This window comes from Pseudonocardia sp. Ae150A_Ps1 (genome assembly GCF_001932315.1).
Lineage (GTDB): Bacteria > Actinomycetota > Actinomycetes > Mycobacteriales > Pseudonocardiaceae > Pseudonocardia.
The window spans coordinates 3,322,448-3,349,177 of the sequence record NZ_MCIJ01000001.1 but is presented as its reverse complement, the minus strand read 5'-3'; the positions used below and the strand labels follow the sequence as shown (position 1 = coordinate 3,349,177).

The window sequence follows — 26,730 nt, the reverse complement described above, 5'->3', positions numbered from 1 at the left end:
GGCGGCCCGACGGGGCACGCGTGTGGGGCCCGCCTCGCCACCGGGCCGCTCGCGCGCCCACTCCGTACGCTTGATCGCGTGACGTCGACCGTCCACCCCGAATCCACGGCCCGCCCCGCGCCCTGGCCCGACGAGCTGGCGCACGCGCGGCTGCACGTCGTCTCCGGCAAGGGCGGCACCGGCAAGACCACGGTGGCGGCTGCCCTGGCGCTCGCACTGGCCACCGGCGGGAAGCGGGTGCTGCTGGTCGAGGTCGAGGGCCGGCAGGGCATCGCCCAGGTCTTCGACACCGCCCCGCTCCCGTACGAGGAACGCCGCATCGCGGTCGCCGCGGGCGGTGGCGAGGTGCGTGCGCTGGCCGTCGACACCGAGGCCGCGCTGCTCGAGTACTTCGAGATGTTCTACCGGCTCGGGATGGCAGGCCGGACGCTGCGCCGGATGGGCGCCATCGAGTTCGCGACGACGCTGGCCCCCGGCCTGCGCGACGTCCTGCTCACCGGCAAGGCGAAGGAGTGCGTCACCCGCACCGAGGCCGACGGGCGGCCCGCCTACGACGCCGTCGTCCTCGACGCGCCGCCGACCGGTCGCCTGGTGACGTTCCTCGACGTCACCAAGGCGATGGCCGACCTCGCCAAGGTCGGCCCGATCCATGGTCAGGCCAAGGGCGTCGACCAGCTGATCCACTCCCCGCTCACCGCGGTGCACCTGGTCACGCTGCTGTCCGACCTGCCCGTCACCGAGACCCTCGACACCGTCGCCGAGCTGGACCGGGCCGGTATCCCGCTCGGCTCCGTCGTGGTGAACCGGATGCGGGAGCAGTGGCTGCCGGACCGGTCGGTCACCGCCGCCGCCGGGGGCCGGGTCGACGCCGGCCGGATCCGCAACGGCCTGCAGAGCGCCGGGATCGAGCTGGCGCCCGACGAGATCGACGGGCTGGTCGCCGAGACCGTCGAGCACGCCGTCGCCGTCGCGGGGGAGACCGCGGCACTGCGCCGGCTGGACACCGAACCCGACCCGCCGCTGCCCCGGCTGACGCTGCCCGCCCTGCTCGGCGGCGTCGACCTGGGGTCGCTCTACGAGCTGGCGGAGTCGATGACCGCACCGGGCGTGCACCTGGAGGCCCGGCGATGAGCGAGCTGGAGATCGACGCGCTGATCGACGACCCGGACACCCGTGTCGTCGTGTGCTGCGGGTCGGGCGGCGTGGGCAAGACGACGACGTCGGCGGCACTGGCGCTCCGCGCGGCCGAGCGGGGCCGTCAGGTCGTGGTCCTCACCATCGACCCCGCCCGCCGGCTGGCGCAGGCGCTCGGGCTCGACGAGCTCTCCAACGACCCCGCGCCCGTCCCAGTGGCGACCGGCGAGCTCGCGGCGATGATGCTGGACATGCGCCGCACCTTCGACGAGATGGTGCAGGGGCACGCGCCACCCGAGAAGGCGCAGAAGATCATCGAGAACCCCTTCTACCAGGTCGTCTCCTCGTCGTTCTCCGGCACGCAGGAGTACATGGCGATGGAGAAGCTGGGCCAGCTCGTCGCCGCCGGGACCTGGGACCTGGTCGTCGTCGACACGCCGCCGTCGCGCTCGGCGCTCGATTTCCTCGATGCGCCGCAGCGCATGTCCCGGTTCCTGGACGGCCGGATGATCAAGCTGCTCGCGGCACCGGCGAAGGCCGGCGGGCGGGGCCTGCGCCGGATCGTCGAGGCCGGGTTCGGGCTGTTCGCCAAGGCCGTCGGGACGATCATCGGCGGGCAGATGCTGCAGGACGCGTCGGCGTTCGTGCAGGCCTTCGACACCCTGTTCGGCGGGTTCGCCGAGCGGGCCGACAAGACCTACGCGCTGCTGCGCTCGCCGGGGACGGCGTTCCTCGTCGTCGCCGCGCCGGAGCCGGACGCGCTGCGGGAGGCCGCCTACTTCACCGACCGGCTGTCGTCGGAGGGCATGCCGCTCGCCGGTCTGGTGCTGAACCGGACCCACCCGGTGCTCGCGCCGGTGTCGGCGGCGCGCTCCCGGGCCGCCGCCGAGCAGGTCGGCGGGCCCGGCTCGCAGATCGCGGCGGCCGTGCTGCGGCTGCACGCCGACCGGGCGGACCTGCACGAGCGGGAGGAGCACCTGCTCACCCGGTTCTCGGCCGCGCACCCGTCGGTGCCGGTCGTGCGGGTGCCGTCGCTGGCCGGGGACATCGCCGACCTGGACGGGTTGCGGCGGGTCGGTGGCCTGCTGGCCGGGGAGGCCCCGGCGGGGACCGCCGCGACCGGGAGCTGACCCGGGTCAGGGCATCTCGAAGAAGATCATCGGGTTCCGGGTCGTCCCCCGGGCCCCGGTGATCCCCACCTCCGCGCGCACCGCGTCGAGCTCCCGCAGGTTCTCCCGCGCCGCGGCCCGCGCGGCGGTGAACCAGCCGGTGTCGCGCTCGCGCAGCCAGTGCAGGACCTCGGCACCCTCGGTGAAGGGACGGGCCCACCGCAGGTGGAAGACGTCGTGCACGCTCGCCGGGGTGCCCGGCGCGATCCGCGGGAACAGGTTCTCCAGGTACCAGCGGCCGAACCGGCGCCCGTGGTCGGCGTCGACGAACAGGTAGCCGGTGTCGTCCGGCAGCTCGCCGACGGTGTCCCGCAGGTCTCCCTGGTGGAACGTCCAGCGGTCGCCGGCCAGCGCGGGCGGCACGGTGCGGCGCACGTGGTCGACGAGGTCGAACGAGTGCAGGTGCCCGTGGTCGTTGTCCTGCAGCGCGGACAGGATCCAGGTGGTCGACCAGCCGAAGAACGTGCCGATCTCCACCACGTGCGACGGCCGGTGGTGCCGCAGCAGCAGGTAGGTCAGCTCGGCCTCGACGTCGTCGAGCTGCGGCGTCACCGACGGCGATTCCGCGAGGAACGCCCGTTGCCGGGTGATCACGGCCGACAGGTCGCCGGCGTGGGCCCGGTACAGATCGGACAGGAACCCGAGCCGTTCGGTGGTCTGCACGGGACGACCGTAGCGAGCAGCCGATCATGCCCCGCGTGTGCGTCCGGAGTAGTGGTCGCTGCGCGCCCGGCCGAGCAGCCCCGCCCAGTCGGCGACGTCCGGACGCCTGCGCAGCACCGCCCGCCGCTCCCGCTCGGTCATCCCGCCCCACACCCCGAACTTGACCTGCTGGTCGAGGGCGTGGGCCAGGCACTCGGTGCGGACCGGGCAGGAGTGACAGAACCCGCGGGCCTCGCGCTGGCGGGCGCCGGTGACGAAGAGGTCCTCGGCGTCCCCGGTCCGGCAGCGCGCGGCGACCCGCCAGTTCCAGACCGGACCGGCCGGGCGCCGTCCCGCGGGGCGCAGCCGGGGCCTGCCGGCGCGGCGGGCGTCGATCGGGGTGACGTTCTGCTCGGTCATCGTCGGCACCTCGGCGGGTACGGGCGGGCGCCTGCGGGGCCCGCGGTGGACTCCCGTCGATTCTCGGAAACGGAGGGTGCACGGGGCAGCGCGCAAAACTACGCAACCCGGGGGACGCCGACCTGACGGATTCCTGACCTCCGGCGCCGTAGGGTTGGTCCTCGTGAGGTTCCCCCGCCGCCTGCTCCGCCCGCTCGGCGTCCTCGCGGGCCTGTGCGTCCTGCTCGGTGTGGTCACTGCGGGAATGGCGTTCCCGCTGGCCGGCGGCATCGGCGTGCTGTCCAACGCGGCCGGGGACAGCGTGACGTCCAGTTCGGTGGACCTGGTGAACAACCCGGCCCCGCTGACGACGACCGTCACCGACTCCGAGGGCCGCCCGCTCGCGTACCTCTTCGACCAGAACCGCACCGAGGTCGGGAACGAGCAGATCTCGCCGGCCATGAAGGCGGCGACGCTGGCGATCGAGGACCGCCGGTTCTACGACCACCAGGGCGTGGACTGGCAGGGCACGTTGCGCGCGGTCGTGGCGAACTCGACCTCGGGCGACGTCGTGCAGGGTGCCTCGACGCTGACCCAGCAGTACGTGAAGAACTACATGCTCTACGTGGACGCCCGGACCGAGGCGGAGCGGCTGAAGGCGACCGAGCAGACGGCGGCCCGGAAGCTGAAGGAGGCCCGGGTCGCGCTGCAGCTGGAGCGCCAGCTGTCCAAGGACGACATCCTCAACCGCTACCTCAACATCGTCTTCTACGGGAACGGCTCCTACGGGGTCGCGGCCGGCGCGCGGACGTACTTCAACACCACACCGGACAAGCTGACGGTTCCGCAGGCGGCGATGCTCGCCGGGATGGTCCAGTCGACCACCCGGTTCGACCCGGTCCGGAACCCGGACACCGCGCTCCAGCGGCGCAACCTGGTCATCGAGCAGATGCGCCAGCAGGGGATGATCGACGACGCCCAGGCGAAGCAGGCAACGGCCTCGCCGCTCGGCGTCGCGAACCCGCTGGTCCGGGTGCCGAACGGCTGCAACGGTGCCGGTGACATGGGCTTCTTCTGCAAGTACGTCGTCCAGTACCTCACCGAGGCCGGCTTCTCCGAGGAGCAGATCACCCGGGGCGGCTACACGATCAAGACCACCCTGGACCGGCGCGCCATGACGGAGGTCAAGCGCTCGCTGGACAAGGAGGTCGCCCCGGACACCCCGAACGTCGCCAACGTGATGTCGCTGGTGCAGCCCGGCCAGGACCAGCACCGCGTGCTGGCGATGGGATCGAGCCGGACGTTCGGGCTGGACGCCGACGCCGAGGAGACCAGCTACGGCCTGCCGTACCAGCCGGTCAACCTGGGTGCCGGATCGACGTACAAGATGTTCACGGCGGCCACGGCCCTGGAGAAGGGCCTCGGCATCAACTACTCGATGCAGGTGCCGCCGTCGGGCTACGCGTCGCCGATCTACGTCGACGGCAGCGGGCGCCCGATCCCGGTCGGCAACGCCAGCGAGGGACTGCCCCCGCGGATGAGCATGACCGACGCGCTGGCGCAGTCGCCGAACACCGCGTTCATCAAGCTGGAGGAGTTCACCGGCGTCCCGGACGTCGTGGACATGGCGGTCCGGCTCGGGATGAAGTCGCTGGCGACGACGCCGTTCGTCGACCCGGGCAGCGGTGAGCGCACCGACCGCTCGATCGCCGAGGTGATCAAGGAACAGAAGCTGGCGTCGTTCACGCTCGGCGTGACGCCGACGTCGGTGCTGGAGCTGGCAAACGTCGGCGCCACCCTGTTCTCGCAGGGCAAGTGGTGCCCGCCGACGCCGATCGACACGATCACCGACGCGAACGGCGAGAACGTGCCGATCACCGAGGAGCCGTGCCAGCAGGCCGTCGATCCCGCCCTGGCCAACACTTTGGTGACGGGGATGAGCAAGGACGACATCAGCGGCACCTCGGCCGCGGCCGCCCGCGCGGCGGGCTGGAACCGGCCGATGGCGGGCAAGACCGGGACGACCCAGCAGCACAAGTCGGCGGCGTTCATGGGCGCGGTGCCGGAGATGGCCGGCGCGGTCATCACCTTCGACAACTCGAACTCGCCGCGACCGCTGTGCGACGGCGGCGGCGCCCCGTTCGCCTGCGGCAACGGCAACATCTTCGGTGGCAAGACGCCCGCCCGGACCTGGTACGGCGCCGTGACGCCGCTCCTGGCGGGGACACCGCCGACGCCGTTGCCCCCGACCGACCCGCGCTACCTCGACGGCGGGGCCGAGTCGCGGATCCCGGACGTCGTCGGGCGGTCGATCGACGGGGCCCGGGGCGAGCTGGAGGGCCAGGGCTGGCAGGTCACGAGCCGCACCGTGGACAACCGGGCGCCGGAGGGGACCGTCGTCGGGCAGGAGCCGCGGGGCGCGGCGCTGCCGGGTGAACAGGTGACGCTGCAGGTCAGCAGCGGCAGCGTGCCGGCGCCGCCTCCGCCGCCGGGCCGGCCGAGCGGGCCGCCGCCCCCGAACGAGGGGCAGCCGCCGAACGGCGACCCGAACGGCGGCGACGGTGGCGGTGAGGGTGGCCCGCCGCCCGACGGCGGCTGACCGCGGATCCGGGCGGTCCGGTCCGTCACCCGGCCGGGGTGTGCCGGGCCGTGTCCGGTGTCGTACCGAGACGAATGCGCTGGTCCGGGCCTAGCATGCGGGCATGGCCGTGCGGTGGAGGAGCAGGCGTACCGCGCCCGGCCCCGCCGACGACGGGCGCTGGGGCGTGGCGCGGCTCGTCGCGGAACGGGAGGCGTCCCGGCTCGCCCGGGAGCGCGCCGGGACGGCGGTGCCGGAGGCCGTGGCCCCCGAGGGGGGAGCGGATGCGGCAGAGCCCGGAACCGCCGGAGAGCCGGCGGAGACCGCGGAACCGGAGGAGACCGGGACGGGCACCGCGGGGTCCGGGGCGACCGCCCGGGATCCCGTCCCCGGCCCGCGTCGCCCGGCGGGCCCGCCCGATCCCCCGCCGTCCCGGACCCCGTCCCCGCCCGCACCCCGCCGCGCCCCGGCCGGCCCGGTCCCGGGACTCCCCGCCCCGCGGCGCCCGCGCCCGTCCACGAGCAGGATCGACGGCCCGGTGTACCGGCCGCCCGCGGTCTCCGCGCGTCCCCCGGTGGACCTGGACCCCGGCCTGATCGGCTTCTCCCGGCTCACCCGTGGCCGCACCGGCGCGCGGGTGTTCACGCTGTTCTTCGTGGCCGTCTTCCTGGTGATCCTCGTCCAGACGCTGTCGACGATCGTCTGAGGCCGTCGCTCCCGTCCGAGGGATGTCGGACCGCCCGACTACCCTGGGACCCGGACGGGCCGTCCGGTGCACGCCGTCCGGCCGGGCACGTCAGGAGGTGAGCCGCGATCGCGTCCCCCGAGTCGCCGCAGCCGGCCCCCACCGCACACCGCGTGTCGTCGGTGCTGGCGATCCCCGCGTTCCGCCGTCTCTGGTCGGTCACGATCCTGACCTCGACCGGCGAGTGGATGTCGCTGCTCGCGCTCACCTCGCTCGCGACCCACCTCACCGCGCAGGCCGGGTACACGGCGCAGAGCTTCGCGCTCGGCGGCGTCGTCGCGACGAAGCTGGTCCCGTCGCTGCTGTTCGGGCCGCTCGCCGGCGTGCTCGCCGACCGCTTCGACCGGCGCAAGGTGATGGTCACCTGCGACCTGCTGAAGTTCGCGCTGCTGGCGTCGATCCCGTTCGTCGGGTCGCTGTGGTGGCTGCTGCTGGTCACCCTGCTCATCGAGCTGTGCACGATGTTCTGGATCCCCGCGAAGGACGCCGCGGTCCCGAACCTCCTGCGCCGCCCCGACCAGATGGAGGCGGCGGCGCAGCTGGGGCTGATCGTGACCTACGGGGTCGCGGTCGTCGGCGGTGCCGGGCTGTTCGCGCTGGTCAGCAAGGTCGCCCCGCTGATCGACGCGGATCCGGTGGCGGCCGTCCACGTCGCGCTGTTCGTCAACTCGTTCGCGTTCCTGATCTCGGCGCTGGTCGTGTTCTTCCGGGTCCGGGAGATCTCCGGGCGGCCGTCCGCCGCGGACCGCCGCGCTGCGCCGCCGTCGATGCTGTTCCTGCTGCGCGACGGGTTCCGGTTCGTCGTCGACACCCCGCTGGTCCGCGGGCTGGTGATCGGCATCGTCGGCGCCTTCACCGCGGGCGGCGCCGTGATCGCGACCGCGAAGCTCTACGCGGCCAGCCTCGGCGGTGGCGACGCCGCGTACTCGGTGCTGTTCGTCGCCGTCTTCGGCGGGCTCGCGATCGGCATGGGGATCGGGCCGCGGCTGGCCCGTCGCCTGCCGCACAACCGGCTGTTCGGCACCGCGATCGTCGCGGCCGGGGCGTCGCTGGTCGTCGTGGCCGTCGCGGTGCACCTGTTCATGGCGATCGCCGCGGTGATGTTCGTCGGGGGGTTCGCCGGGATCGCCTTCCTCACCGGCCTCACGATCATCGGCACCCAGGTCGCCGACGCGGTCCGCGGCCGGATCAACGCCTTCGTCCAGTCCCTGGTGCGGCTGGTGCTGCTCGGGTCGATGTCGCTCGTACCGATCGTGGTCGGGGTCGTCGCGACCCGGACGGTCGAGATCGGTGGCGCCGCGTTCGTCGTCGACGGCACGCGGTTCGTGCTGGCGGGCGGCGGGATCGTCGCCGCGGTCGTCGGCACCGTCGCCTACCGGCAGATGGACGACCGCGGGTTCGAGCCGCTGGTCCGGGACCTGGTCGCGGCCCTGCGGTCCGGCGACCGGCGGACCGGGACGGGGCTGCTCGTCGCCGTCGAGGGTGCGACGCCCGAGGAGACGGTCACCCAGGCCCGCCGGCTCGCCGACGCGTTGCGCGAGCGCGGGCACCGGGTCGTCGATCCCGGCCCCGGCGAGCAGGACGCGACGCGCTGGGCCGCCGCGACCCGCGAGGCCGATCTCGAGGGACTGCGTGCCCGGGCGCTCGCGGCCGCGGCCGTCCGGGCGGACCTGGTGGAGCGCGTCGTCCGACCGGCGCTCGACGGGGGCGCCGTCGTCGTCGTGGACCGGTTCATGGCCAGCCCGCTGGCCCGGTTCGGCGTCGCGGCCGAGCAGATCGGCGCCGGCCCGGACGACGGCGAGCTCGAGGACCTGGCGCGCTGGGCCACCGGTGGGCTGCGCCCGGACGTCTCGGTGCTGCTGGACCGCGCGCCCGAGACCGGGCCGGAGCCCGGTGTGGCGGGTGCCGAGCACGCCCGCGTGCAGCGCCTGCTCGCGAGGACGGTGACCGCCCACGGACCCCAGCGCTCGGTCGTCGTCGACGCCGCGGGCACCGAGGACGACGTGGCCGCCCGCGTCCTCGACGGGGTGCTGCCGTTGCTGCCGGAGGCGGGGATCACGGAGGGGGCGCCGTGAGCGTCTGGGCCGACGTCGTGGGCCAGCCCGCCGCCGTCGCCGAGCTGGGTGCGGCGGCCGCCGACCCGTCGGCGATGACGCACGCCTGGCTGTTCACCGGCCCGCCCGGGTCCGGCCGGTCGAACGCGGCGCGGGCGTTCGCGGCCGCCCTGCAATGTCCCTACGACGGCTGCGGCGAGTGCGCGGCCTGCCGGACGACGCTGGCCGGGACCCACTCCGACGTACGGGAGATCAACCCCGAGGGCTTGTCGATCAAGGTCGACGAGATGCGGGCCCTGGTCCAGCTCGCGGCCCGCCGCCCGGCCACCGGCACCTGGCAGATCGTGATCATCGCCGACGCCGACCGGCTCACCGAGGGCGCGTCGAACGCGCTGCTCAAGGCGGTCGAGGAACCGGCTCCCGAGACGGTGTGGCTGCTCTGCGCGCCGTCCGACCACCCCGAGGACGTGCCGGTCACGATCCGCTCCCGCTGCCGCCCGGTGCAGCTGCGCAGCCCGTCCGCCGAGGCGGTCGCGGGCGTCCTGCGGGACCGCGACGGGATCGAGCCCGAGCAGGCGCAGTGGGCGGCGTCGGTGTGCGGCGGGCACGTCGGCCGCGCCCGCCGCCTCGCCCGCGACCCCCAGGCCAGGTCCCGGCGGGAGGAGATCCTCGCCGTGCCGACCCGGCTGCGGCGGCTGGGCGACGCGTTCTTCCACGCCGACGTGCTGATCCGGTCGGCCGAGGGCGAGGCCGAGGAGCTGCGTGCCTCGCGCGACGAGGCCGAGCGGGAGGAGCTCGCCGTCGCGATGGGCGCCGGCGGCACCGGGAAGGGCGCCGCGTCGGCCGCCCGGTCGGCGAAGGCCGCGGAGCGCGACCTGGAGAAGCGGCAGAAGAGCCGGGCCACCCGGACGCAGCGCGACGCCCTCGACCGGGCGCTGGTGGACCTCGCCGGGTTCTACCGGGACGCGATCGTGGCCGCGTCCGGCGCGCAGGTCCCGCTGGCGAACCCCGACCGCGACCGCGAGATCCGTGTCGCGGCCGCCGAGTGGGGGCCGGAGTCGTCGCTGCGCAGGCTGGAGGCGGTGCTGGCCTGCCGGGACGCGCTCGAGCAGAACGTGAAACCGCGGATCGCGGTCGAGGCGATGATGACGGCCCTGCACCGTGGCTGACCGCGACGACCGGCCGCTCGTCCTGACCGCCCTGCTCGACGAGCCCAGCCGGCGTCACCTCGACGACCTGCGGGCCCGGCACTTCCCGCCGGAGCGCAACCACCTCGCCGCGCACCTGACGCTGTTCCACGCGCTGCCCGCCGACACGGCTGCCGCCGTGACCGACGACGTCGCCGCCGCCGCGCAGGGGGAGCCCGTCACCGCCCGGGTGTCCGGTCTGCGCCTGCTCGGCCGCGGGGTCGCGTACACGGTGGACAGTCCGGAGCTGCTCGCCCTGCGGCGCGACCTGGCGTCGCGCTGGGCGGAGCGGCTGCCCCGGCAGGACGCCGGGAAGTCCGACCTCCACGTGACCGTCCAGAACAAGGTCGACCCGGCCGTCGCCCGCGCGCTGCACGACGACCTCGCCGCCGGGTTCGTCCCGTGGGAGGCGACGGTCACCGGGCTCGCGCTGTGGCGCTACGACGGGGGCCCCTGGGAGCCGGGACCGCGGTTCGCGTTCGGCCGGTGACCGTCCGCGGGCGCCGGTGGGTGCTACACGAGGGGCTCGGGGCGATCGCTACACTGGGTCCGCACCACGCCGCCTTAGCTCAGACGGCCAGAGCGACGCACTCGTAATGCGTAGGTCGCGGGTTCGATTCCCGCAGGCGGCTCCACGAAGCCCCTGGTAGCGCCGCTACCGGGGGCTTTCGCATGCCGGGTGCACGCCCGCCGGGATCAGAGGGCGGCGAGGACGTCGTAGTCGGTGCCGTCGGTCGTCGCCAGGTAGATGCGTTGCCGGGCGCGCGACCGCTCGACCGCCACGGTTCCCCGCGGGCCGTGGTAGGTGAAGGCCTCCGCGGTCGCGCAGAGTGCGCCGACGTCGCAGGTGCCGGTCTCCTCGACCAGCGCGGCCAGCATCCGCACGCCCTCGTAGCAGGACTCGCCGGGTGCACCCGGGGCCGGCGCCTCCGGGCCGAAGCGGCCGACGTAGCGCGCGCCGAACCGGAGGCTCTCGGCGGTGGGGAGGGCCTCGAAGTAGCCGGCCGAGGCGAAGACGTCCCGGGTGGCGGGCGAGCCGATCGCCCGGAGCATCGACTCGTCCATGAGCGTGGAGAAACGGGCGCACTGGTCCTCGAGGCCACGTGCGGCGAACTGCCGGTGGAAGTGGACGGCGTCGTCGCCGACCAGGAACAGCAGCACCCCGTCGCAGCCGCTGCTCTCGATCTCCCGCAGGACCTCCCCGTAGTCCGAGGTCCCCAGCGCGACGAACCGCTCACCGTCGACGCCGAGGCCGCGGCGATCGTCGAGGAACCGCCGGACGAGCGCGGTCGACCGGCGGGGCCACACGTAGTCGTCGCCGACGACGAACCAGCGGCGGACGTCGATCTCGCCGGTCATCCAGTCGAGGGCGGGCAGGAGCTGGATCGCGGGTGTCTCACCGATGGCGAACACCCCGGGCGTCGTCTCGCCGCCCTCGTAGAGGGCGGTGTAGACGTAGGGCACGCGCCCCTCCGTCGCCCGGGTGAGGTGCTGCCGGACCACCGAGAGGTGCCAGCCGACCACCGCGTCCACCTCGCCTGCCACGACGAGGCGGTCGATCTCGGCCGCCACCTGCCGCGGCGGGCCGCCGCCGTCGACGATGCGGAGCTCCACCTGCCGGCCGAGCACGCCGCGTCCGGCGTTCAGCTCCTCGGCGGCCAGCCGGGCACACAGGACGCACGACGGTCCGTAGATCGCCGACGGTCCCCGCAGCGGGACCACGACGGCCACCCGGAGGCTGTCGCGGTTCACGGTGCGTCCCGGACCGCGCGTCGGTTCGACGTGCGCACGGTCACATCAACCCGCTCCTGCCGGCGGGCATTCCCGCCCGCACGGTCACCGCCGGGCCGGTCCCCCACGGCGGGACCCCGGCTCCGGGGAGCAGCAGGGGTCGGCCGGGCCGGGCCCCGGCGCGACCGTGACGTGGTGCGGGCCGTCGACGCGCGGCGTCACGGTGAGACCGGGCAGCGCGGTCGTCCGGGCGGCCCGGACGGCGTTGAGGATCACCAGGACCTCGGCTGCCTCGTGCACGACGACGACGGCGGCCAGGCCGAGCACGCCGACGGCCGCGAGCGGCACGAGCACGCCGATGATCAGCAACGAGAGGCCGACGTTCTGCAGCATGATCCGGCGGGCACGCCGGGCGTGCGCGAGGTTCTGCGGGAGGTGGCGCAGGTCCTCCCCCATGAGCGCGACGTCGGCGGTCTCGATCGCGACGTCGGTCCCCATCGCGCCCATCGCGATGCCGACGTCCGCGGTGGCGAGTGCCGGGGCGTCGTTGACGCCGTCGCCGACCATCGCGATGCGCCGCCCGCCCGCGAGGACGGGCAGCAGGGCGGCCTTGTCCTCCGGCCGCAGCTCGGCGTGCACGGTGCCGATGCCGGCCCGCCGGGCGAGGGTGTCCGCGGTGCGCCGGTTGTCGCCGGTGAGCATCGCGACCTCGATGCCGAGGTCACGGAGCCGGCGGACGGCCTCGGGTGCCTCGTCGCGGAGCTCGTCGCGGACCGCGACGGCGCCGAGCAGCGTCCCGCCGCGTTCCACCAGCACGACGGTGGCGCCCTCGCCCTCCAGACGGGCGACGTCGTCGGCCAGCGGGCCCGGTCCGATCCAGCCGGGCCTGCCGAGCCGCAGCGCGATCCCGTCCCGGGTGCCGGTGAGCCCGTGACCGGCGACGGCGGTGACGTCGTCGGCGGGGCGCACGGTGACCGGCCGGTCCGGTCCGCCCGCGGCGCCGAGGATCGCGCGGGCCAGCGGGTGCTCGCTGCGGGACTCCAGCGCGGCGGCGCAGGCGAGCACGTCGGCGCGGTCCCCGACGGGCACGGCGAGGACGTCGACGACCTCGGGCTCGTTCCGGGTCAGCGTGCCGGTCTTGTCGAGGGCGATCGCGCGGATCCGGCCGAGCTCCTCCAGCGCGGCGCCGCCCTTGACCAGTGCGCCCTGCCTGCCGGCGGCGCCGATCGCGGCGACGACGGTCATCGGCACCGAGATCGCCAGCGCGCACGGCGACGCGGCGACGAGCACCACCAGCGCCCGCTCGATCCACAGCGCCGGGTCCCCCAGCAGTGCACCGGTCGCCGCGACCAGGGCGGCGAGCACCATGATGCCCGGCACGAGGGGCCGGGCGATCCGGTCGGCGAGGCGCTGGCCGGAGCCGCGGCGCTCCTGTGCCTCCTCGACGACGTGCACGATCCGGGCCAGCGAGCTGTCCGACGCCGGCGCGGTCACGTCGACCTCGACCGCGCCGCCACCGTTGATCGTCCCGGCGTGCAGGACGTCGCCGGGCCCGGCCTCGACCGGCACGGACTCGCCGGTGACGGCCGAGGTGTCGAGGCTGGTGCGCCCGGCCCGGACGACGCCGTCGGTCGCGGCCCGCTCGCCAGGGCGCAGGACCAGGACGTCGCCGACGACGAGGTCGCCGGGCGCGACGGTGACCTCGCGCCCGTCCCGCAGCACGGACGCGGTCGGTGGGACGAGTGCGAGCAGCGCGCGCAGCCCGCGCCGGGTCTTCGCCACGGCGTGGTGCTCGAGGCCCTCGGCGATCGAGAACAGGATCCCGAGCAGCGCGGCCTCGGTGATCCGGCCGAGGAGGACGGCGCCGACCGCCGCGATCGTCATCAGGGTGCCGACGCCGATCCGGCCGTGGCGCAGGGCGCGCAGCGCGCCGGGGACGAACGTCGACGCCGCGACCACGGCGGCGAGGAGCTCGATGCCGGTGACCAGGGGCGCCGGGCCGTCGAGGACCGGGCCCACGAGCAGCGCGACGACGAGCAGCGCCGCCGCCACCGCGGCCGGTCGCAGCTCCCGGACGTCCCGGAGGCGGGCGGGCGCCTCGTCGTCCGGCCCGGGGTCGCAGCACGCGTCAGCCACGGCCCGCTCCGGACGGCAGCCCGGTGCCCGTGCCGGCGTCTGCGTCGGTGTCGGTGTCGAACAGGACCGACAGCAGGGCCCGGCCGCGGCCGGTGAGTCGGTACATGACCATCCGGCCGTCCTTGCGGGAGGCGACGATCCCGGCCGTGCGGAGCCGACGCAGGTGGTGCGAGACCAGGGCCTGCGAGGACCCGACGATCCACGCGGTGTCGCACACGCAGAGCTCGTCGCCGGCCAGCAGGGCCCGCGCCACACGGAGCCGGGTCGGGTCACCGAGCCCGCGGGCCAGCCCGGCGACGGGTTCGAGCGCGGCGAGCCCGGGCAGCGCGGTCCGGATCCGCTCGGCGTGCGGCAGGTCCAGGCACAGGAGCTCGCAGGTGTCGTCCTCGGTCACGCGGACATACTAATACTCGTACGGATGTTTCTACAGGCATGCCGCGGTGGTGGAGCGGCGGTCGCTAGGGTCGGCCCGCACAGGACGCGACCGCGGGAGGGTGACGGGCACCGTGCGGCGACCCACGTACCGCCCCGGACCGGCCCTCGTCGTCGTCCTGCTGGCCTTGTTCGCCCACGTCGTGCTCGGCCCGCTCGTGGCCTGTCACGGGACCGGTGCGGTCCCGGTGGCGGTCGTGGAGCAACACCCGGCCGGGCACGCCGGGTGCGCGGAGGACCATCCCTGCCAGCACGGCCCGACCGGTGACCACGGCACCGACGACTCCACGGCCCGGGCCCTCGACGCCCCGCGGACGCCGGCGGCCGTGCTGCCGCTGTGCCCCGCCCCCGCGCGTGCGGTACCCCCCGTGGTGCCCGTCCGGCCGTCCGGGCCGGTCGAGCTCCTCGCGGTGCGCGAACCCGTGACGGTGCTCTGCGTCGATCGGAACTGACCGGACCGAGCGTCCCGTCCGTGTCGTCCGATCGTCCGCGGCCCGCGCGCCGCCCAGCCCCGAAGGGCATTCCGTGTCTCCGATCATCCGCACGCGATCCACCCCTGCCGCGCCGAGGCCCGGCGGGCTGTCCAACCTGAGGTTCTCCCTCGTCGCCGTCTTCGTCGTCGCGGTCGGTGTCCTGCTCGCCGTGACCCGCGGCGGCTTCGCCGGCACCGAGGCCGGCACCGGGGCCGAGGCCGAGGCGGCCGCCGTCGCCTCCCGGGAGGACAGCCTCCGGCTGTCGACCGCGCCCGGCTCCACCGTCGATCTCGTCGAGTTCCTCGACTTCGAGTGCGAGGCCTGCCGCGCCGCGTACCCGGCGGTCGAGCAGCTGCGCGCCGAGTACGGCGACCGGGTCGACGTCGTCCTCAGGTACTTCCCGGTGCCGAGTCACGTCAACGCCGAGCGCGCCGCCCGGGCCGTGGAGGCCGCGGCCCGGCAGGGCAGGCACGAGGCGATGTACGCGCTCATGTTCGAGACCCAGACCGAGTGGGGCGAGCAGCAGGTGCCGATGGACGACCGGTTCCGCGGCTACGCCGAGCGAATCGGCCTGGACATGGGCCGCTACGACGCCGACTACACCGACCCGGCCACCGCGGAGCGGGTCGAGGCCGACCGCCGGGACGGGCTCGCCCTCGGCGTCCGCGGCACGCCGACGTTCTTCGTGAACGGCCGGATGCTCGAACCGCGGTCGCTCGACGACCTCCGGACGGCGCTCGACGAGGCACTGGCCGGCTGACGGTGCGGGCCCGGCAGCCGCGACGACGCTGCCGGGCCCGGCCGGCTCAGCCCGGCGTGATCACGACCTTGAGCGCCTGGTGGGCGGCCGCGTTCGCGAACACGTCGTACGCCTCGTCCATCCGGTCGAACGTGAACGAGTGCGTCCCCATCTTCTCGGCCGGGATCCGGCCGCTCGCCACCATCGTCAGGAGCGTCGGGATCGACACGGTGTCGACCAGGCCCATGGTGAGGGTGACGTTCGAGATCCACATGTCCTGCATCGGCAGCTCGACCGGGGCGCCGTGCACGCCGATGTTGGCGATCGTCCCGCCGGGACGGACGAGCGACGCCGCGGTCAGCAGGGTCTCCGGGTAGCCGACGGCCTCGATCGCGACGTCGACGCCGAGCCCGTCGGTCAGCGCGGTGACGTCGCCGACGGTCCCCGGGCCGACGTCGACGGCGTCGGGCGCGCCGAACTCGAGCGCCTTCTCCAGCCGGAACTTGTCCGAGTCGACGGCGATGACCTTCGACGCGCCCCACCGGCCGGTGGTCAGTACCGCCGACAGCCCCACCGCGCCGGCGCCGACGACCGCGACGGTGTGCCCGGGCCGGACCCGGCCCGAGAGCACGCCGACCTCGTAGCCGGTCGGGAGCGAGTCGGCGAGGAAGATCGCCTGCTCGTCGGTGACACCCTCCGGTACGGCGTGCAGGGAGGTGTCGGCGAAGGGGACGCGGACGTACTCGGCCTGGGTGCCGTCGATGAGATGGCCGAAGATCCAGCCGATGCCGCCGACGGTCCGGCAGTGCGAGGGCATGCTGCGCCGGCAGTACTCGCAGCGTCCGCACTGGGTGATCGCGGGGACGAGGACGCGGTCGCCGACCGCGAACCCGGAGACCGCGTCGCCGACCGCGGTGACGGTCCCGACGGCCTCGTGGCCGAGGACGCGACCGTCGGTGACGGCCGGGACGTCGCCCTGCAGGATGTGCAGGTCGGTCCCGCAGATCGTGGTGGTGTCGACCTTCACGACGACGTCGGTGGGGTCCTGGACGGTCGGGTCCGGGACGTCCTCCCAGGACTTCTTGCCGGGACCGTGGTAGACGAGTGCCTTCATCTGCTCACTCCGTTGTTCGCAGGCTCGCGTGACGGCCGACCGCGTCGGCCCACCCGAGGGTCCCGAGCCGCGACGGTCACCGGTACCGCTCCGCGGGCCCGGCCCGGCGACCCGTCGATCGGCGGATCGGACCCGGCCGGCACGTCCGCCTGTGGGTACCGCCCCGGCGTTTCCGTGTCGCAGCGGTGGGGAACCCGGGATCCGAGGTCGGGGGAAGGGGTGCGGGATGATCCGGAGTGCGGAGCGCCGTCTGCGCCGGAGGGTGTGCGTGCCGTCCGAGGAGAGCACGTGCCGGGTGCGCCGCGAGCTGCGCGGGGCGCTGTCCCGATGGGACCTCGGCCCCGACGTCGTCGACGACGCGCTCGTCGTCGTCGAGGAGCTCGTCGCGAACGTCGTCGACCACGCCCGTACGCGCTGTGACCTGGTCGTGGAACTGATCGGGCACGTCCTGTCCGTCGCCGTCCGGGACCGGTCCGCCGGGGCCCCGGTGATCCGTGCGGTGGACACCACGGCACCTCGCGGACGGGGACTGCAGCTGGTCGACGGCCTGTCGGAGAGCTGGGGCTGTGCGCCGCACCCCGACGGCAAGACGGTCTGGGCCCGCCTCGCCGCCTGAGCGCCGTCCGCGGTGACGGCGCTCAGAGTTCGGCCCAGACGGTCTTCCCCGTCCGGGTCCGGACGACGCCCCAGGAGGCGACGGCGTCGATGATGGCGAGGCCCTTGCCGCGGTAACCGCCCAGCCGGGAGTGCCCGACGGTGAGCATCGCCGACGGGTCGCCGTCGTCGACCTCGATGTGGGCACCGTCCTGTTCGGACACGGTGATGCGCAGACCGCTGGCGCCGCCGCCGTGGTCGGCCGCGTTCGCGACCAGCTCGGTGACGACGAGCTCGGCGTCGGTCGCACGCCCGCGGTCCGGGAGCCGCCGGCGCAGCCAGCGCCGGACGGCGGGCAGCTCGGTGACCTCGCACCCCTGCCTGCGGAGCGAGGCCGCGGAGGCGCCCGGTTCGGCCACGTCGCTCCTCTGTCCGTCGGCTCGGGCGCAGGACGATGCCGCCCGTCCGTTCGTCGTGCGCCGACGGGACCAGTCTCCCCGCCCCGTCACCGATCGGCAGCGCGGAGCGGGGAGGACCGGTCCTCGTGGTGAAGGGCTTGACCGTGCCGCGACGGCACGGTCTTTCCTGGAACGTGACCGACCCTGCGAGCCGCACCCGGGAGGCGCGATGACCGCGTTCGAGCCGTACGACCGTCCGCCGCACCCGGCCGGCGACGGCTGGGGCACCGGCCCCGCGCGCGGGGAGGGACTGCGTCCGGTCCGTCGGCGCGACGTGCTGCACCGGATGCTGTACGAGATTGCCCGGCCCGGTCCGTACGGCGGCACGGTCCGGTACACGGTCGAGGTCGACGCCGGCGAGGGCGACGGGTCCCCGGTGCTCTACGTGGACGGCCGGCGCGCGGCGGAGGCCGAGTTGCCGGCGTCGTTCCCCGTCCACGGCGGGGTGGTCGAGGTCGAGGTCTCCCTCTACGGGATGGGACGCGTCCATTTCGTCGGCCACGACGGGACGGAACAGCGGCTCGCGCCGGTGCCCGGCACCCTCGAGCACCTGCGCGGCCGCCTGCACCACCGCAACCCGCGGCTCAGCCGGGGTATCGGGCGGGTGGCGATCGCCGTCCTCGTCGTCAACCTCGTCCTCGCCGTTCCCCAGGCGCTGGAGCTGGTGACCGGCATCGACCGGGTCGCCGAGCTCGTGGGGACCTTCACCTCGCCGGTGCACCTCCCGTACTGGCTCAACACCGGGCTCCTCCTCGCGGGCGCGCTCGCCGCGGTGGAGCGGACGCTCACCCTGCGCCGGAACCGGGTGCTCGATGTCGAGACCCTGTGGACGAACTTCTGATGACGGCTCCGCGACGGCTGCCGCCCGTCGCGCGCAGGTGCCGGGTTCGGCGATCCGCACCGAAAAGGTGAGTAACCATACGGAAAGTAATGTGCACCCTCGATGGTGTTGCACGGTTTGAACAGCACGTTTCCGACGGTTACGTTCTTTGCAGCCGGTACGGGCTCCCCCATTTGTCAGCGTGCCGGCAGGAGCCTGGGGTCGAACGGCCCTGCAATCATCAGGAGAAGAACTGTGCTGAAGAAGAAGGCTGGCATCCTCGCCGCGTCCTCCGTCGCGGGCCTGCTCGCGCTGTCCCCGCTGGCCTTCGCCGGCGGCGAGATCGACAAGGACGCCAAGGGCCTCGTCGCGGGCGCCAACGGCAACAACGGCAACGTGCCGGTCGAGGCCTGCAACAACAACGTGCCGGTCAACGTGCTGGGCGTCCAGGTCCCGGTCGAGGACGCGGCCGGCGGCAACGGCCTCACCGGCGGCGCCGGCATCGCGGGCGAGGGCGAGGCCAAGTCGGGCGACTCGGCCACCGACCAGTCCGACACCTGCGGGCAGGAGTCGGGCGCCGGCGACGCCATCGGCGGCTGATCCTCCCGGATCTCTCGTACGCCCCCGGGACCTCGGTCCCGGGGGCGTACGTGTGCCGGGGGTCACCCCCGGCCCTGTGACCCTGTGTAGTTCCCGGGGCGATCCGGGGTGTTTCGTCCGGAGCAGGACGACCCGATCGTCGCAGTAACCGGACGGAAAGTAATAGTGCTCGCACGATGGTGGCAGACAAATTGTGCTGATCATTGGCGGTAGCTAGATTCGCTCGTAGCCGGTACGGGCTCCCCCCTTTTGTCAGCGTGCCGGCAGGTAGCCGGGGCCGTCTTCGCACGGACTCCGAGACTCATCAGGAGAAGAACTGTGCTGAAGAAGGCCGGAATCATCGTCGCGGCGTCCGCCGCCTCCCTGCTCGCCATCTCCCCGCTGGCCTTCGCCGGCGACTACGCCGGTGACAGCAGCAAGGACGCCAAGCACCAGGGCCACGACGGCGGTGTGATCGACAAGGACTCGAAGGGCGGCCTCGTCTCGGGTCTGAGCGGCAACAACGTCAACGTGCCGATCCAGATCTGCAACAACAACATCCCGGTCAACGTCCTGGGCGCGCAGGTGCCGGTCGAGGACGGCGCGCTGCTGAACGGCCTGACCGGTGCCCTGGGCATCGCGGGCGACGCCAAGACCAAGTCCGGCGACTCGGCGACCGACCAGTCCGACAGCTGCGGCCAGGCCTCCGGCTCGGGCGACTCGATCGGCTGATCACGCCCCGGCGAGCTTCGCCGACGTGCCCCCGGGACAGTGCGGTCCCGGGGGCACTCGCGTGTCCGGGGCCGGTCGCCCGGGTGGTCACGCCGCCGCGCGCGCCCGGAACGTCTTGCGCACCTCGATCCAGGACACCGCGACGACCGGCACCAGCACCGCGGCCGTCCACTGCGGGCCGGTGAGGGGAACCAGCCGGAGCGTGTCGCGCAGCAGGGGCACCGTCATGATCACGACGGCGGCGACGGCCGTGACCACCGTCCACACCGGGAGGAACCGGTTGGACAGCAGCCCGGCCCGCAGCAGCGGGGTGCGTTCGGTCCGCATCACCCAGGCCAGCGCGAGGTAGCCGGAGAGCCAGCCGACGAAGGCCAGGGTCTGCGCGGTCGCCGTCGCGGCATCGGCGAACGAGGCCACCAGGTACAGCCCACCGACGGCGACGAACAGCGAGGCCCCGCCGGTCAGGAGGTCGGTGACCAGTGGCCGGTCGAGGAAGCGTGCGGCCGGGTCGCGCGGCTTCCGGTCCATCGAGTCGCGTTCCGCGGGTTCCGCGGCGAACGTGGCGCTGCCCGCGATGTCCATGAACATCTCCAGCACCACGATCTGGATCGGGGCGAAGGGGACCGCGAACCCCGCAGCCACCCCCGCGGCCGCCGTCGCCACCAGGCCGGCCTTGCAGGCCAGGTAGTACCGCACGCCCTTGCGCAGGTTGTCGTGCAGCGTGCGGCCCTCGCGCAGCGCCCGGGTGAGGGTGGCCGCGTCGTCGTCGGCCAGGACGAGGTCCGCGGCGTCGCGGGCGACGTCGGTACCGGAGGCGCCCATGGCGACCCCGACGTCCGCGCGGGCCAGCGCCGGGGCGTCGTTGACGCCGTCGCCGGTCACGGCGACGACCTGGTCACGGGCCTGCAGCGCCTCGACCAGGCGCAGCTTGTGGGAGGGCGTCACCCGGGCGTAGATCGAGGTCCGGGCGGCGGCGTCGGCGAGGGCCTCGTCGTCGAGCCGGTCGAGGTCGCGCCCGGTCAGCAGCGTCGCGGTGTCGATGCCGACCTCGGCGGCGACGGCGCGGGCGCACGCCGGATGGTCGCCGGTCACCATCACGACCCGGATCCCGGCGCGCCGGGCGGCGGCGACGGAGCCGGCGGCCCCGGCCCGCGGCGGGTCGGCGAGCCCGACGAGCCCGGCCGGGACGAGATCGCGTTCCGCCTCCTCGGCGTCGTCCGGGAGCGTCGACGCCCGCCGGGTCGCCACCGCGATCACCCGGAGGCCGCCGGCGGCCATCCGCTCCGCCCGGTCGAGCAGCGCCGAGTACTCCGGGAGGCACCGGGCGAGCACCGACTCCGGTGACCCGGTGGTGACCACCAGACCGTCGGGGAGCACGACCGTCATCGACTCCCGGGCCGGGTCGAACGCGAACCGCCGGACCGGGTCGCCGGGCAGTTCGAGGCCGCGGGCCTCGGCGGCGACGAGGAACGCGACGTCGGTCGGGTCGCCGGACCAGCCGCCGCCCCGCTCGGGCACGGCATCGGTGCAGACGGCGCCGAGGGCGACGAGCTCGTCGGAGGAGACGTCGACCGGCACGGTCCGCGCGACCGTCATCCGGTTCTCGGTCAGCGTCCCCGTCTTGTCGGTCGCGATCACCGTGACCGTGCCCAGCGCCTCGGCCGCCCGCAGCCGCCGGACGAGCCCACGCCGGCGGGACAGGCGGTAGGCGCCGAGACCGAGGACCAGGCTGATGATGATCGGCAGTTCCTCGGGGACGGTCGCGAACGCGAGCGTCAGCCCGGTGAGCACCATCTCCCGCCAGGGCTGCCCGGTGAGCACCCCGACGAGCGGGACGAGGACGCTGAACCCGATCGCGAGCGTGGCGAGGGCCTTCGACAGCTCCCGCATGGCCTGCTGCAGCGCGGTGCGGGGTGGTTTCGCGGCGACCACGAGGCCGGTGATCCGGCCCAGCTCGGTCCCGGTGGCGACGACGACGCCACGGCCACGGCCGGCGGCGACGGTCGTCCCGGCGAAGGCGAGGTTCGCCCGGTCGCCGAGGTCGGCGTCGCCGTCGACGATCCGGGTCGCGTCCTTCGTCGCGGTGACGGACTCGCCGGTCAGCGCGGACTCGTCGATCCGCAGGCCCCAGGTCTCGGTGAGCCGCAGGTCGGCGGGCACCCGGGCGCCGGTGGCCAGCGGGACGACGTCGCCGGGCACGACCTCCTCGGTGGGGACCGACACCGTCCGCCCGTCCCGCACGACCGGCGTGGTCGGCGCGGTCAGCGTGCCCAGCGCGGCGATCACCGACTTCGCGCGGAACTCGGCGAACACCTCGACCAGCACGACCGCGGAGATGATCACGACGATCGCGACCGTGTCCTCGACCCGGCCCCAGACGCCGTAGAGCACGGCGACGGTGGCCAGGAGCAGCATCATCGGCTCGGTGATCTCGTCCGCGAGGACGTTCAGGAACGTCACCCGGCGCGGGGCGACCCGCCGGTTCGGGCCGTGCCGGACGAGCCGGGCGGCGGCCTCCGCCGCGGTCAGTCCGGAGGCGGGGTCGGTGCCGAGGTCGCCCGCGACCGTCGTCCCGGTCGCGGTGTGCGGGTTCATTCCGGCCGCGGCGGCAGGTCGGGCGCGACGCCCTCGGCCCGGTAGACGCCCGCGGTGAAGGCGTCGAGCGCCCGGCGGCAGCGGTCGAGGAGGGACTCGGCCTCCTTGAGGTGCTCGTCCGGGAAGAAGTCGCGGGCGCCGATCTTGGCGATCCACCCGGTGAGCCGGTCGAGGTCCTGCTCGTTCTCCTCCAGCTCGGCGAAGGAGAAGTTGTCCTTGCGGGTCTCCTTCTCGAGCTCGGCCAGCAGCGCGTTCCCGCGCTCGGCGAACTCGGCGAACTCCTTGGCGCGCTCGGCCCGGAACCGGGCGACGATGCCGTCGTCCTCGTGGGCCGCGGCGTGCAGGGTGTAGGCCGTGCCCCCGTGCTCGCGCACGTAACCGGCGAGCCGCTCCACGAACTCGCGGTGCTCGTCGGTGGCGGGCAGCACCCACGCGCCGTTCTGCAGGCCGACGGCGCCCGCGGCCCGGGCCCGCCGCCAGAGCGTCACCCGTGGGCTCGACGGGGACGCTGGCAACTGGGCGAGCAGGAGGACCCAGCCCTCGGTCGGCATGTCCGAGACGCTACGGACCACGTCAAGATCAATGCAACAGGTGTTTCGTCCGGGCCGGCTCCCGTGTGCGCGCCCGTAGGTGCGGGCGGGCACGCTGTCCCCATGTCCCGACCCGTGTCCCGGCTCGGCCTGGGCCTCGCCGCGATCGCCCGCCCCGCCTACATCACGTCCGGCCGCGCGTCCGGTCTCGGCGACGACCGCGACGTCGCCACCCTGCGCGCCCGCACCCACGAGCTGCTCGACGCGGGGTACGCCGCGGGCATCCGCTACCTCGACGTCGCCCGCTCCTACGGCCTCGGTGAGGAGTTCCTGGCCGGCTGGCTCGCCGGCCACCCGGAGATCGACGACGTCGAGATCGGGTCGAAATGGGGGTACCGCTACGTCGGCGGCTGGCGGATGGACGCGGAGAAGCACGAGATCAAGGACCACTCGCTCGACGCGTTCACCGAGCAGTACGCGCAGACCCACGAGCTGCTCGGCGACCGGCTCGGCGTCTACCACGTGCACTCGGCGACGCTGGACACCGGCGTCCTCGACGACACCCGCGTGCACCGCGCGCTCGCGCACCTGCGCGACGCGGGCGTCCGGGTCGGGATCTCCACCTCGGGACCGGCGCAAGGCGAGGCGGTCCGGCGGGCCCTCGACGTCCGGGTCGACGGGGAGCCGCTGTTCACCTCGTTCCAGTCGACCTGGAACCCGCTCGAGCCGTCGGTCGGGCCCGCGCTCGCCGAGGCCGCCGACGCCGGCGCGGTCGTGCTGCTCAAGGAGGTCTTCGCGAACGGACGTCTGGCCCCCGGCGGGGACGACGGCACTCCGGGCGCACGGGCGGCCGCGGCGCTCGCCGACCGCGCCGGCGTCCCGCTGGACCGGCTCGCCGTGGCCGCGGCGCTGGCGAACCCGTGGGCGACCCGGGTGCTGCTCGGACCGGTCGGGACGGCCCAGCTGGAGTCCAACGTGGCCGGTGCACTCGCGACGCTCCCGCCCGGCGCGGAGGAGGAGCTGGCCGCGCTCGCCGAGGAGCCGGAGAGCTACTGGGCGACCCGCTCCGCGCGCCCCTGGTCCTGATCGGACGGTGCCTGACCGGGCGGTGCCTGCCGCCGCCGGGTCGCCCGGAACCGTGACGGGGAGAGCCCGTACCGGTCGGTGAAGGCGGTCCGCAGGGTCTCGGCCGACCCGAGCCCCGAGCGCCGGGCGACCTGTGACAGCGGCAGGTCGGTGGTCGCGAGCAGCTGGGCCGCCGCCTCGACCCGGATCCGGCGCACGACCCGGGCAGGGGAGTCGCCGAGCCCGGCGGCGAACAGCCGGTTCAGCTGGCGGGTGCTCACCCCGGCGCGATCGGCGAGCGCTCCGGCGCCGAGGTCGTCGCCGGGGTGTGCGGTGGCGTGCTCCAGGAGGCCGCGGACCAGCGCGTCGTCGGTCCGCGGGGCCGAGGTGAACATGCTCGCCTGGGCCTGGTCGCCGGGGCGTTGCAGGTAGGTGACCAGCTCGCGGGACACCCGCCGAGCCAGCTCGGACCCGTGGTCCTCCTCGACGAACGACAGCGTCAGGTCCAGCGCCGACGTCACCCCGCCGGAGGTGGCGACGTCGCCGTCGCGCAGGAAGATCGGGTCCGGGTCCACTGTGACCCGCGGGAACCGCGCGGCGAGCTCGGCGGCGAACCGCCAGTGCGTCGTGGCCGTCCGGTCGTCCAGCAGTCCCGCCGCGGCCAGCAGCGTCGCGCCGGTGCAGACGCTGGCCGTCCGCCGCGCGGCCCCGGCGACCCGGCGCAGGTGGTGCAGGGCCGCCCGGTCCCCGGCGGCGACGGTGTGTCCCGTGCCGCCCGAGACGACGACCGTGTCCACCGGCTCGTCCCAGTCCGCCAGCCGGGTCCGCGCGACGAGCTCGATCCCGCCGTCGCACGGCACGACCGGACCGTCGAGGCCGACGACCGTGACCCGGTACGGCGGTCGCGCCCGGTGCCGGTTCGCCATGGTCAGGGTGCTCGTCACCGAGGTGACGTCGAGCGGCTCGACGCCGTCGTAGACGACGACCAGCACGGCACGCTCCTCCACGGTGCGCAGAGTAGGTCGTTCCGGACCGGAACCCCAGGGGAACGGACGGGATCGCCCGGGCCGCCGCCGCCAGGTCGCCGGCCGCGCTACCCCTGGGGGGTATCCGATCCGAGGAGGTCCCCATGAGTGCCACGACCACGTCCACCGGCCGCTCCGCCGCGCGGCGGTTCGTGAATCGCTGGCCCGCCGTGGCGGGGATCGTCGTCGCCGTCCTGAGCGCGGCCGCCGCCGACGGCGCGGCCCCGGTCCTCGTCGCGGCCGGGTTCGTGTACCTCGGCGCGGCGGCGCTCGGCCGGCCCGGCGCGGCCTGGCCGATGTTCTGGCTCGCGTTCGTCGTGATCGCGGTGTCCCGGTTCGTCCCGGGCGTCGAACCGGTGCCGGCGATGCTCGTGGTGGCGGGGGCCCTCCTCGTCGCAGGGCTCGTGCGGGGTGCGCTCCGGCCCGCCGGCGGGATGCCGCTGCAGGCCGGGGTGCTGGTGGCGGTCGGCGGGCTCGTGTTCGCCGCGTCGACGGCGTCGCCGCAGGTCGCGGGCCTGATCGTCGCGGCGGGACTGCTCGGGCACGCCGGGTGGGGACCTGTGGCACCACCGCACCGGCCGGGTGGTCTCACGCTCCCTGGCGGAGTTCTGCGGGGTGCTCGACGCGGTCCTCGCCGCACTGGTCCTCTGGGCGACCTTCGGCTGAGCCGTGGCACACGCCGAGCGGCGCGGCCGTTTCCGACGGGGTGTTCGATCGTTTACCTTCCAGCCACCTGGCGGTCGGTCTCCCGACGACCACCCGTAGCCTTCTGCTTCTCGTCGGGGCCGACCAGGACCGCCGGGGCATCCGTCCGGATCGGGGGGTCCGGCCGCGCAGAGGAGGGGACATGACCGCCCAGCACCACCTGGACCGTCAGCAGTCACGCAATGCCGACGACGATCCGGCCACCGAGGTGATCCCGCGCGTCGGGCGGTCCGGCCCGGCGTCCGCGGCGGCACCCGCACCGGTCGAGCCGTCACCCGCACCGGTCGAGCCGTCACCCGCACCGGTCGAGCCGTCACCCGCACCCGAGGCGCCGGCCGCGGCCCCGCACCTGGCGCTGCTGCGCCCGTCGAGCGTCGTGAAGGTCGCCGGTGGGCTCACCGCCGTGCTCGTGTTCGCGCACTTCGCGGCCGCGGTCTACGGGATCGGCCGGCCCGGCTTCGAGATCCCGGCGGCGATCCGGCTGGGCAACGAGCTGAACATCTCGACCTGGCTCAGCTCGGCGATGCACCTGGTGAACGCGGGCATCCTCGCGCTGATCGCTGCGAACTCGGTGCGCCGCGAGCGGTGGAAGTGGATCCTGCTCAGCGTGTCCTGCGCGGTGGTCGCGATGGACGAGACCGCCGCGAACCACGAGCAGGTCGGCTGGATCATCCACACCACCTTCGGCACCAGCGGTTTCCTGACCTACGCCTGGATCATCCCGGCCGTGGTGGCCGTGGTGGCCGTGGTGGCCGTGGTGGCCGTCGCGGTCGTCGCGGCGCTGTGCCTGCCGATGATCCTGCGGCGCCCCGGTGCCTGGATCGTGATCGCGGGAGCCGCGCTGTTCCTGTTCGGTTCGGTCGGCCTCGAGTCGGCCGGTGGCGCGCTGTTCGAGCAGACCGGTGACGTCCAGGCCTTCGGCTACTCCGTGCTCGCCGGGGCCGAGGAGAGCTGCGAGATGTTCGGTCTGGTGATCGCGATGGCCGGCCTGATGCGGATGGCGGGCGGCAGCGGCCTGCGCATCGCGGGCACCGCGTTCGTCGACCGCTCCCGCTGAGCGACCCCACACGACGGGCCCGGCCCCGGAGCGGCAC

Annotated in this window: 26 protein-coding genes and 1 tRNA gene; 17 read left to right on the top strand and 10 right to left on the bottom strand. The window is 74.5% G+C overall.

The genetic code is table 11. The features are described 5' to 3' along the window. Positions 1-78: 78 nt before the first annotated feature. Together Ae150APs1_RS15545 and Ae150APs1_RS15540 are read left to right on the top strand one after the other, a co-directional pair. Entirely contained in the window at positions 79-1,131 is a 1,053-nt protein-coding gene (locus Ae150APs1_RS15545) for an ArsA-related P-loop ATPase (protein WP_075298452.1), read from the top strand. Then, on the top strand, positions 1,128-2,264 hold the full coding sequence (locus tag Ae150APs1_RS15540) for an ArsA family ATPase (protein ID WP_010241693.1): 1,137 nt from the start codon (positions 1,128-1,130) through the stop codon (positions 2,262-2,264). Before Ae150APs1_RS15545 ends, Ae150APs1_RS15540 begins: the two co-directional genes overlap by 4 nt. 6 nt (positions 2,265-2,270) lie before the next feature. Here the strand turns inward: Ae150APs1_RS15540 and Ae150APs1_RS15535 are convergent, their stop codons facing one another. Together Ae150APs1_RS15535 and Ae150APs1_RS15530 are read right to left on the bottom strand one after the other, a co-directional pair. After that, positions 2,271-2,966 (bottom strand): class I SAM-dependent methyltransferase, encoded by a 696-nt coding sequence (locus Ae150APs1_RS15535; RefSeq protein WP_010241695.1) that lies wholly within the window; start codon positions 2,964-2,966, stop codon positions 2,271-2,273. Between the two features lie 24 nt (positions 2,967-2,990). Then, a complete protein-coding gene (locus Ae150APs1_RS15530; RefSeq protein WP_083680152.1) occupies positions 2,991-3,365 on the bottom strand; it encodes a WhiB family transcriptional regulator in 375 nt (124 codons plus the stop codon). Between the two features lie 163 nt (positions 3,366-3,528). On the opposite strand from Ae150APs1_RS15530, the gene Ae150APs1_RS15525 reads away from it, so the two are divergent. From Ae150APs1_RS15525 to Ae150APs1_RS15500, 6 genes are all read left to right on the top strand, one after another. After that, complete coding sequence (locus Ae150APs1_RS15525; RefSeq protein WP_060574527.1) at positions 3,529-5,943, top strand: penicillin-binding protein; 2,415 nt, start codon at positions 3,529-3,531, stop codon at positions 5,941-5,943. A 103-nt stretch (positions 5,944-6,046) separates the two neighbouring features. Then, positions 6,047-6,628, top strand: a complete 582-nt coding sequence (locus tag Ae150APs1_RS15520; RefSeq protein ID WP_139316931.1) for a hypothetical protein — start codon at positions 6,047-6,049, stop codon at positions 6,626-6,628. Between the two features lie 152 nt (positions 6,629-6,780). Beyond that, the gene (locus Ae150APs1_RS15515; protein ID WP_075298449.1) at positions 6,781-8,742 is read left to right on the top strand and encodes an MFS transporter; all 1,962 of its coding nucleotides are present in this window, start codon (positions 6,781-6,783) and stop codon (positions 8,740-8,742) included. Beyond that, entirely contained in the window at positions 8,739-9,890 is a 1,152-nt protein-coding gene (locus Ae150APs1_RS15510; RefSeq protein WP_010225396.1) for a DNA polymerase III subunit delta', read from the top strand. The genes Ae150APs1_RS15515 and Ae150APs1_RS15510 overlap by 4 nt, the downstream gene beginning before the upstream one ends. Continuing rightward, on the top strand, positions 9,883-10,398 hold the full coding sequence (locus Ae150APs1_RS15505) for a 2'-5' RNA ligase family protein (RefSeq protein ID WP_075298446.1): 516 nt from the start codon (positions 9,883-9,885) through the stop codon (positions 10,396-10,398). Before Ae150APs1_RS15510 ends, Ae150APs1_RS15505 begins: the two co-directional genes overlap by 8 nt. Before the next feature lie 68 nt (positions 10,399-10,466). Next, positions 10,467-10,543: transfer RNA gene (locus Ae150APs1_RS15500), tRNA-Thr, on the top strand. Between the two features lie 61 nt (positions 10,544-10,604). Here Ae150APs1_RS15500 and Ae150APs1_RS15495 read toward each other — a convergent pair. From Ae150APs1_RS15495 to Ae150APs1_RS15485, 3 genes are all read right to left on the bottom strand, one after another. Further along, positions 10,605-11,660: a substrate-binding domain-containing protein gene (locus Ae150APs1_RS15495; protein WP_075298444.1), complete on the bottom strand. Its 1,056-nt coding sequence runs from the start codon at positions 11,658-11,660 to the stop codon at positions 10,605-10,607. A gap of 84 nt (positions 11,661-11,744) precedes the next feature. Next, positions 11,745-13,775, bottom strand: coding sequence for a cation-translocating P-type ATPase (locus Ae150APs1_RS15490; RefSeq protein ID WP_075298441.1), 2,031 nt, complete (start codon positions 13,773-13,775; stop codon positions 11,745-11,747). Next, positions 13,768-14,169: a metalloregulator ArsR/SmtB family transcription factor gene (locus tag Ae150APs1_RS15485; RefSeq protein WP_075298438.1), complete on the bottom strand. Its 402-nt coding sequence runs from the start codon at positions 14,167-14,169 to the stop codon at positions 13,768-13,770. Before Ae150APs1_RS15485 ends, Ae150APs1_RS15490 begins: the two co-directional genes overlap by 8 nt. Positions 14,170-14,281: 112 nt before the next feature. Here Ae150APs1_RS15485 and Ae150APs1_RS15480 point away from each other — a divergent pair, with 112 nt between their 5' ends. After that, positions 14,282-14,659 carry a hypothetical protein gene (locus Ae150APs1_RS15480; RefSeq protein ID WP_139316930.1) on the top strand — a complete coding sequence of 126 codons (378 nt, stop codon included), beginning with the start codon at positions 14,282-14,284 and terminating at the stop codon, positions 14,657-14,659. 73 nt (positions 14,660-14,732) lie between these two features. Then, positions 14,733-15,440, top strand: a complete 708-nt coding sequence (locus Ae150APs1_RS15475; RefSeq protein WP_139316929.1) for a thioredoxin domain-containing protein — start codon at positions 14,733-14,735, stop codon at positions 15,438-15,440. A gap of 46 nt (positions 15,441-15,486) precedes the next feature. On the opposite strand, the gene Ae150APs1_RS15470 is transcribed toward Ae150APs1_RS15475, so the two are convergent. Further along, entirely contained in the window at positions 15,487-16,533 is a 1,047-nt protein-coding gene (locus tag Ae150APs1_RS15470) for an alcohol dehydrogenase catalytic domain-containing protein (RefSeq protein ID WP_075298432.1), read from the bottom strand. A gap of 226 nt (positions 16,534-16,759) precedes the next feature. On the opposite strand from Ae150APs1_RS15470, the gene Ae150APs1_RS15465 reads away from it, so the two are divergent. Next, a complete protein-coding gene (locus tag Ae150APs1_RS15465) occupies positions 16,760-17,149 on the top strand; it encodes an ATP-binding protein (RefSeq protein ID WP_075298429.1) in 390 nt (129 codons plus the stop codon). A gap of 22 nt (positions 17,150-17,171) precedes the next feature. On the opposite strand, the gene Ae150APs1_RS15460 is transcribed toward Ae150APs1_RS15465, so the two are convergent. Next, complete coding sequence (locus Ae150APs1_RS15460; RefSeq protein WP_075298426.1) at positions 17,172-17,546, bottom strand: ATP-binding protein; 375 nt, start codon at positions 17,544-17,546, stop codon at positions 17,172-17,174. A gap of 208 nt (positions 17,547-17,754) precedes the next feature. On the opposite strand from Ae150APs1_RS15460, the gene Ae150APs1_RS15455 reads away from it, so the two are divergent. The 3 genes from Ae150APs1_RS15455 to Ae150APs1_RS15445 all read left to right on the top strand — a co-directional run bounded on the left by Ae150APs1_RS15455 (position 17,755) and on the right by Ae150APs1_RS15445 (position 19,716). Continuing rightward, positions 17,755-18,426 carry a hypothetical protein gene (locus Ae150APs1_RS15455; protein WP_075298423.1) on the top strand — a complete coding sequence of 224 codons (672 nt, stop codon included), beginning with the start codon at positions 17,755-17,757 and terminating at the stop codon, positions 18,424-18,426. Between the two features lie 234 nt (positions 18,427-18,660). Continuing rightward, positions 18,661-19,005, top strand: coding sequence for a hypothetical protein (locus tag Ae150APs1_RS15450; protein ID WP_083680150.1), 345 nt, complete (start codon positions 18,661-18,663; stop codon positions 19,003-19,005). 318 nt (positions 19,006-19,323) lie between these two features. Further along, positions 19,324-19,716 carry a hypothetical protein gene (locus Ae150APs1_RS15445; protein WP_075298421.1) on the top strand — a complete coding sequence of 131 codons (393 nt, stop codon included), beginning with the start codon at positions 19,324-19,326 and terminating at the stop codon, positions 19,714-19,716. Positions 19,717-19,803: 87 nt separating this feature from the next. On the opposite strand, the gene Ae150APs1_RS15440 is transcribed toward Ae150APs1_RS15445, so the two are convergent. Together Ae150APs1_RS15440 and Ae150APs1_RS15435 are read right to left on the bottom strand one after the other, a co-directional pair. Next, positions 19,804-22,311: a cation-transporting P-type ATPase gene (locus tag Ae150APs1_RS15440; protein WP_075298418.1), complete on the bottom strand. Its 2,508-nt coding sequence runs from the start codon at positions 22,309-22,311 to the stop codon at positions 19,804-19,806. Then, the gene (locus Ae150APs1_RS15435; RefSeq protein WP_010223908.1) at positions 22,308-22,862 is read right to left on the bottom strand and encodes a Chromate resistance protein ChrB; all 555 of its coding nucleotides are present in this window, start codon (positions 22,860-22,862) and stop codon (positions 22,308-22,310) included. The genes Ae150APs1_RS15440 and Ae150APs1_RS15435 overlap by 4 nt, the downstream gene beginning before the upstream one ends. Positions 22,863-22,964: 102 nt before the next feature. Between Ae150APs1_RS15435 and Ae150APs1_RS15430 the strand changes: the two genes are divergently transcribed. Continuing rightward, entirely contained in the window at positions 22,965-23,927 is a 963-nt protein-coding gene (locus Ae150APs1_RS15430) for an aldo/keto reductase (RefSeq protein WP_075298416.1), read from the top strand. Here Ae150APs1_RS15430 and Ae150APs1_RS15425 read toward each other — a convergent pair. After that, a complete protein-coding gene (locus Ae150APs1_RS15425) occupies positions 23,891-24,913 on the bottom strand; it encodes a helix-turn-helix domain-containing protein (RefSeq protein ID WP_075298413.1) in 1,023 nt (340 codons plus the stop codon). The genes Ae150APs1_RS15430 and Ae150APs1_RS15425 overlap by 37 nt on opposite strands. Positions 24,914-25,035: 122 nt before the next feature. Here Ae150APs1_RS15425 and Ae150APs1_RS15420 point away from each other — a divergent pair, with 122 nt between their 5' ends. Both Ae150APs1_RS15420 and Ae150APs1_RS15415 read left to right on the top strand, forming a co-directional pair. Further along, on the top strand, positions 25,036-25,782 hold the full coding sequence (locus Ae150APs1_RS15420) for a hypothetical protein (RefSeq protein WP_075298411.1): 747 nt from the start codon (positions 25,036-25,038) through the stop codon (positions 25,780-25,782). Beyond that, complete coding sequence (locus tag Ae150APs1_RS15415; RefSeq protein ID WP_075298408.1) at positions 25,779-26,693, top strand: hypothetical protein; 915 nt, start codon at positions 25,779-25,781, stop codon at positions 26,691-26,693. Before Ae150APs1_RS15420 ends, Ae150APs1_RS15415 begins: the two co-directional genes overlap by 4 nt. The last annotated feature ends 37 nt before the right edge of the window (positions 26,694-26,730 follow it).